Here is a 4,113-nt window from a genome sequence, read left to right as displayed (position 1 = left end):
AGAATCACGATCGGTAATACGGTGAGTAAGATCATCAACCAACGCTGTTTTCAGTGCGCTAATCTGTTGCTCACACACCGGTGAGGCTCTATCAGCCAGCGCACTGCACAACAAACTCAATGTGTCTGTCATTCCCTGCATAGCCAACTGGAAACGGGCAATATCAGGGGGGGTATGCAAGGCATTTTGCTGTGCAGGATCATGGTATAACGGCACTCGCAACGCCAGCAATCCACGCCGAAGGATCAGCAAATGTCCAGCCAAGTTACCGCTATCTACTGTTGAGATATAGCGTGGATAGAGCGGCCTGAGTGTTTGTGTATCGTACCAGTTGTAAAAATGGCCGCGATAACGCCCAAGCTGATCAAGGGTATTAAGGGTTAATGTGCAGCGCTGTAATAGGTTGTGGCGGGTGATATAACCAAAATCAAACGCAGTCAGGTTAGCTAATAGTGACAACCCGATATTGGTAGGTGAAGTGCGGTGTGCCACCACTGGCTCTGGCACTTCCTGAAAGTTATCTGGCGGCAGATAATTCTCATCAGCATTAACAAACGTTTCAAAAAAGCCCCATGTTTCACGGCTTAACTGGCGTAAATATGTCTGCTGTGAAGCATCAAACTGCCTGTTTTTACGGGTCACCGGCTGGCTGATATACGCCAGTAATGCGGGCACAATCAACCAGCCAACGCCCAGCAAGAGGGCCATCAGTACATTGTGCGGTGCAAGCCACAATACAGCAGCAGGAATTACCACCGCACACACCACCGAAAACCACATCCGGTGATAGAAAACACTTGCCTGTGTTTTTGCGTTTTGCTGTGCAACCTCAGCCGTTGTCCACTCCAATAATCCGGCATGGCTAACCCACATGCGCCAAATCGCCGTCATTATCGCCTTGGTCTGGTAATACGCATCAAACGGCAATAACAGCAGCTCAAGACTACGCTGACGTAGGCGGGAAAACATCTGTTTTACACTCAAACGCCAGTACTGATACAACGAAATTTCAGCCGGCATCACCGCCACATCCAGCAGCAGTGCCACCAGCGGCGAACCGACGAGCAATACAGCCAGTAAAATTGTAACCACAGCCGGTGAACACAATAAGACGCTGCTGATCAGTAGAGTTAATGTTGCCGCTGGCACCATGCTGCGCCGCAGATTATCAAACAGTTTCCACTGTGATAGCGCCGATAAAGTATTGTGCTCGTATTGCCCTTGTGTGTTGCGCAGCTTACGGCGTAACCACGGAAGCAATTGCCAATCGCCTCGGATCCAGCGGCTACGGCGGGCCACATCAACCAGATAATTTTCAACCGGCGGCTCATACAAGGTAATGTCACTGATCAAGCCAGATCGGGCGTAGCAACCTTCCAGCAGATCATGGCTTAATACCTGATTATCTGGCCAGCGATCAGACAAGACACGCTCAAATACCGCCAGATCGTAAATCCCCTTACCGATAAAAGAGCCTTCACCAAACAAATCCTGATACACATCCGAAACAGTGCGGGTATAGGGATCAAGCCCCGACTCTGCACCACAAATTTGGGTATACCGGTTTGGCCCCTGTTCGGGGATCACTTCTGCAATACGTGGCTGTAAAATGGCATAGCCAGTGATCACTCGCTGACAAATAGGATCATACACAGCCTGATTAAGCGGGTGAGCCAGAGTACCAATCAACTGACGCGCCGCATCCGGCGGCAGTTGGGTATCCAGATCAAGGGTTATCACATAGCGTACATTACTCAATACCGCACGCCGGCCGGTTACACTGTCAAAGGCATCGGCATCACGCCCCAGCAAAAACGCATTCAGCGCAGCCAGTTTTCCGCGCTTACGCTCATAACCCATCCAGCACTGCTCACCTTCATTCCAGCGTCTGTCACGGTGTAGCAGGAAAAAAACACTGCTGCGCGAATCACTGTTAATTCGCTGATTTAAATTCAGAATATGCTGTTTGGCATGAGCCAGTAAATCACCATCTTCCGGCATAATCTGCTGTGAGGCATCGGTAAAATCAGTTAACAATGCAAAATGCAAATAGGCATCTGGGTTAGCCAGATACCGAACCTCCAGTGCGGCAACCGCCTCATCAATCTGAGCCTTGCTGCGCAATAGCATCGGCACAGCAACTAAAGATCGGCACTCAGGTGGCAGCCCTTGTGAATAATCCACTTTTGGAAGATGTGCCGGACGCACCTGCCGCGTCAGCACTTCATTAATCAGTGATAACGCCAACTGACTGAACGCGATAAGGCCGCTAACCCCCAATACCGCCTGCAACAACCAGTGAACTGGGCTGCTGACATACGCCATCAACCATACTGGCAGCATCGCCCCTACAATCACGGCTGAAACATAAACATGCAGCGCATATTTTTTTATCGTCTGCCGTAGTGTTGCCCGTACACCACGCCGAACACCGAACATCGTTTCCACGGCTGCCAAACCATCACCAATAAGGTAATAGCCAACATGGGTGCGTCTGTCATCTGCGGCATAGCGTGAAGCGGCCTGCTGAGCCTGTTCCAGCACCTTACGAGCCACAACCGGTTCACTGTATTTATCGCGGCCACTACGGGCTAAACGTTCAATAACATGCCGGTAAGTATCACGAGTAGTAAAATCCATTTGTGCATACACACCACAGGGGTCTGTGCGCAAAATTTGTTCAGTCACACTCATTGTTTCAACGAACTCAGGCCAGTTCATCTCATCTAAATGGCGTAAACTACTGATACTGTTGCTGACCGATAACTGGCGAGTGGCCTGTAACTGCGCTTGCATTTGTACGGCTGACTCAATGGTTTTGCCCTGCTCTTGCAGGCGTAACGTTAACCAGTCTGTAGCCAGTGTTAATGCCGCCCCTTTTCCCTGCAAACGGCGGGTAAATTCAGCAATAAACCCGCACGTTAAAGGCAGTTGCGCCGCAGCCATCTCTGCCACTGCCTGTAACTGCTGATCTGAGGGCGCTTGTGCCACACTCAGTAAACGCTCAGCCCAGACAATCGCCAGTGATATCTGTTGTACATCGTCTATCTGGCACAGAGCAATGCGGCGTAAATTTTCAATCAGGGCAAGACGCAGCATAATAGGCAGCGCCCACAACTCACCTAAACTCAGATCAGACAACGTCTGGTAAGCACTGATAAAACCACTAAAACTGTCAGCATCCCAGTGGCCATCACCATGTGCTATGGCCTCCAGTGCAATATCATATACGCGCGGAATACCTTGCTGGTTTGCGTTACTTAAACGCGGCAAACCCCGCCCATATTTTTTCGGTAAACTCTGGCGAATCAGGTGAATTTGCTCTTCCACCAGATAGTAGTTATCGAGCAGCCACTCTCCGGCAGGGGGTAATTGCTGAGTTTGCGTTGAAGCTTGTAGGAGCTGGCAACAGCGCACCAAAACTCGCTCATTATCCTCCAAACGCTTTAACAGGCGATCTGGGTATGTTCGTTTTGCTAACTTGTGCGATCGAGCCAACACCTTTCCGTGGCGCACCATCTGCTCGGCACTGAACAATTCAGCCCGTAAAGGGGCATCTTCTTGTAATCCAGCCGCCTCTGGGTGCTGCCAATTTTGCCAGCGATTTACCCATGTGTGTATTACTGAAAAAAGATTCTCACTCACGATAAAGTCCTGTTATCAGTGCGAGTTAATCTAAACCCCGCGGCCGTAAGAAATGACAGCAATATGCATTCACGCCCATACACTGAACGCCCTGTTTTATAACTATAGGCTACAAATGCTTAATACGTCGGCACGCAGAGAATTAATACTTTGGTGGGATAAACAGCAGAAAGAACAGTGCAATCACTCAGGAAGACTTTATTAATCAATAGGATATAAGCAATATCTACAGTACAGTAACTCTTTTGATTGCCGTGCTTATTGTTGTAATAACTGTTGATGTAATGGCTGGTGTTACAATGATGATAGTGATGATGATTGCCGCGCGCTAATCTGATTTATGCTTTGGCATGCCGCTGGAAACCTGCACACCAAAGCAATAAAAAAGTGTGTTATTCGTACGTAACGAATGCGGCGCTCACACTTGATACTGAATAGGCTTGAAAGTGCACCAATGAGCGCACTTTC

1 pseudogene is annotated in these 4,113 nt (G+C 49.2%); it reads right to left on the bottom strand.

Features of this window, described 5'->3' with window-relative positions:
* Positions 1-3,645, bottom strand: a pseudogene (locus tag ACRC27_RS01995) (cyclic beta 1-2 glucan synthetase); the annotation flags it as partial.
* Between the last annotated feature and the right edge of the window lie 468 nt (positions 3,646-4,113).

It is taken from the genome of Plesiomonas sp., from assembly GCF_051650925.1.
Classification (GTDB): domain Bacteria; phylum Pseudomonadota; class Gammaproteobacteria; order Enterobacterales; family CAMTGL01; genus Plesiomonas.
The sequence above is the reverse complement of the archived record's forward strand: the minus strand, read 5'-3'. Positions and strand labels throughout refer to the sequence as shown.